The sequence below is a fragment of the Dolichospermum circinale AWQC310F genome, from assembly GCF_000426925.1.
Classification (GTDB): domain Bacteria; phylum Cyanobacteriota; class Cyanobacteriia; order Cyanobacteriales; family Nostocaceae; genus Dolichospermum; species Dolichospermum circinale.
Window position 1 is genome coordinate 35,552 of the sequence record NZ_KE384666.1, and the last position, 3,205, is coordinate 38,756.

At 40.0% G+C, this 3,205-nt stretch carries 3 protein-coding genes and 1 tRNA gene; 2 read left to right on the plus strand and 2 right to left on the minus strand.

Annotated features, from left to right (window positions below):
* Positions 1–31: 31 nt before the first annotated feature.
* Both ACIR310F_RS0103405 and ACIR310F_RS0103410 read right to left on the minus strand, forming a co-directional pair.
* Complete coding sequence (locus ACIR310F_RS0103405; protein ID WP_028082610.1) at positions 32–931, minus strand: S66 peptidase family protein; 900 nt, start codon at positions 929–931, stop codon at positions 32–34.
* Positions 932–1,000: 69 nt separating this feature from the next.
* Positions 1,001–2,026 (minus strand): DMT family transporter, encoded by a 1,026-nt coding sequence (locus tag ACIR310F_RS0103410; RefSeq protein ID WP_028082611.1) that lies wholly within the window; start codon positions 2,024–2,026, stop codon positions 1,001–1,003.
* 168 nt (positions 2,027–2,194) lie between these two features.
* On the opposite strand from ACIR310F_RS0103410, the gene ACIR310F_RS0103415 reads away from it, so the two are divergent.
* Positions 2,195–2,674: a molybdenum cofactor biosynthesis protein MoaE gene (locus ACIR310F_RS0103415; RefSeq protein WP_028082612.1), complete on the plus strand. Its 480-nt coding sequence runs from the start codon at positions 2,195–2,197 to the stop codon at positions 2,672–2,674.
* Between the two features lie 369 nt (positions 2,675–3,043).
* Positions 3,044–3,116: transfer RNA gene (locus ACIR310F_RS0103420), tRNA-Ala, on the plus strand.
* The last annotated feature ends 89 nt before the right edge of the window (positions 3,117–3,205 follow it).

Below are 3,205 nucleotides of genomic sequence, written 5' to 3' on the forward strand. Positions count from 1 at the left end.
ATTGTACCTCACTCAAAGCTACTTGCTGTATCTATGGGAAAAAATACAGTATCCCTTGTTCAGCGTCTAATGTTACCATCATTCCCACAGGTAAAGCAGCATTGGGGCTATCATGACCAAAGGGAAGATTAGAAACTATGGGAATACCCAAATCATCCAAACAATCCCGCAATACTTCCTCTACAGTAAAACTAGGTACATTGGCTGCGGCTTCACACTTTGTAAATCCTCCTAATGCAATACCGCGAACTTTAGATAGAAAACCACTTAATCGCCATTGAGTCAACATTCTATCTATGCGATAGGGTGCTTCTGTTACATCTTCTAAGGCTAAGATTACACCCTCAAGGTCAGGTAAAATCGGTGTTGCTAAAAGATGGGTTGCTACTGTCAAATTACCAGGAAGCAAGATTCCCGTACTTGTACCACCACCCCAACCTTTACCCTTTAAAGGTGCGAGGGGACGACCTTCTACTATGTCCATTAGCCTCTGTATTGACCATTCTGGCTCATTAGCTAGGGTGGTGAGGACGGGACCATGGACGCTGGCAATTCCCGCGTTGTAGAGACTCCACAGCAAGGCTGTGATGTCAGAAAAGCCGATTAACCATTTAGGTGGAATGATATTTTCTGGCCAAGTCCAATTTTCTAAAATCCGGGTACAGCCAAAACCACCTCTCGCGCCAAGGATACCCTGACATTCTGGATCTTCCCATGCTGTGGCTAGTTGCTGACGACGGTGGAGATCTGTACCAGCGAGATAACCATGTTTATCATCTATGTTGGCTGAAATTTCGACGCGATAACCACGCGCTTTCCAAATTTCCACACTTTGATGAAACGCTTCCATTTCTCGTAATGCACCACTAGGAGCAATGACGCGCAGCAAATCACCTGGTTTGAGATATGGGGGTAAGATAGGGAGTGACATCGGTAGAAAATGTAAGTAATAGTTATATTTTTGTTATATTTTTGGTAGTTATCGGTGATTTAGTTCTGTTTAAGGGACTTTTTTCGGGGATAGTTCTAAAACTAATGATTCCTCTGTGGTATTTGTTTGTGTGATATTAATTGTCTGATTTTTGACTCCAATATTTTCTCGCTGGTTGATTAAATAAATACTGATTAAAGTGAGAAAAACACCTAACCATTGGATAATTGTCAAGACCTCTGAGAGGAAAATATAACCGAATATTAAGGCAAAAACCGGTGTCAAAAAGGTGAGAGAACTTAAACTGGTGAGATTTCCACTGGAAGCAAAATAGAAAAATAATCCATAAGCGATCGCACTACCAAATACAGTAGCATAACTTAAGAATATCCAATCTGATAGTACAAGATTTTGCCATTGTTGAGCTTCTAATACTGATGACATTCCCCACAAAGGCAAGCCTCCGATAATCATGTGCCATCCTGTAGCCATTACTGGCTCTGCATATCGGCACACAAACCGAATCAAAACTGTTCCCACCGCCATTGATAAAGCAGCAAGTAACATTAATAACTCACCACTATTAAACAAATCTTGCCAATTATCTGTGGTAATTGTCACTCCTGAATCAAGAAAATGAAAAATCCATTCTTCTGGTAAACCAATGAGACTAATTCCTGTGATTCCCAAACCTAACCCCAACCATCCCCATAAACCAATATGTTCTTTAAATAACCAGAGGGACAGTAAAGCTACTGCTAGAGGTTGGGAGTCTATCATGACCGAACCTAAACCAGCATTGGTTCTGACTAAACCCTCTGCTAAAAATCCTTGAAATAAAGTACCATCAACTAAAGCAAATATAATAATCCATAACCATGCTAACCAACTTTTAGGTACAGGTTTACCCATGAATGCTGCTACCATGAGAATTAGTACCCCCGCAGGTATTAACCTGACTCCAGCCATAAATAAGGGTGTAGTGTGGGGAATTACACCTTTCATGGCCACCATGGCTGTACCCCAAAGGAAAAAAGGAGCGATTAATAGTAGATACGTTAGGGGATTTTTAGATCCACTGAGTTGCACTTGCATGAGATGATCGTGGTTTTTAGTAAATAGATGAAAATATTACTTTACCTGATTTTGGGGTTTTTGAATTGCTTTGGTATTTCGCGGCTAGATATTCTTATAGAATGGGATTTTCAAAATCATGAACCGCGATGATCCTTGTATCAATTTACTATTAGAAGCATAAGATAAATGATCACAATTAAACCCAGGGTTGAAGATAGTTTTGGAATTACACTAGCACCATTGTCTGTAGAGGAAATCTATAGTAAGGTGGATAATCCTGCTCATGGTGCGGTGGTAATCATGAGTGGTATGGTTCGTAATCAAACTGACGGTAAGTCTGTGGTGGCTTTGGAGTATCAAGCTTATGAACCAATGGCTTTACAGGTATTTTATCAAATTGCTGATCATATTCGCTATCAATGGTCTGATATCGGTCGGGTGGCAATATATCATCGCATTGGCAGATTGTCAATTGGGGAAATTAGTGTAATTGTAGCTATAGGTTGTCCCCACCGTGGCCAGGCTTTTACGGCTTGTGAATATGCTATTGATACGTTAAAACACAATGCACCTATTTGGAAAAAAGAACATTATTATAAGATTGGAGAAGATGGTTCAAGAGTAGTAGATTCATCTTGGATTTCTATAAATACTTGTCAGCATTAAGTAGGAGGGAACAGGGAACAGAAAAGAGGTTTTGGGCAACTTTACTTTTCGTTACTTATGTCGGTTTTTTCCGTTCACCTACTTAGTTATATCTATTAGGTTAGATTTATGATGATTGTAAAATACATAGGACTTACGCAACTGGCACATTGGTAGGGTGTGGTTCGGCAAGCTCACCAACCACGTCAGATATCAACAATCTGTTTATTTGCAGCTTAAGGTTCTAGAGTTTTCATGTTCATTCACCGCTTAATATTTCTTAACACAAATATCTTGACAAGATTAACATCAAGTGAGATATAATCTCAACAGAGATAATGAAAAAACTCACCTAATAAAAAGTTCAAAAGCTGACTAAATTGGGATTTCGGGGTTATAGCGCAGTTGGTAGCGCACCTCAATGGCATTGAGGGGGTCAGCGGTTCGAATCCGCTTAGCTCCATGGCATGATCAAACTAAATACTAAGTAGGTTGGCGTTAAAAATTGTCGTTATGACAAGGGAACAGGGAACAGGGAACAGGGAACAGGGA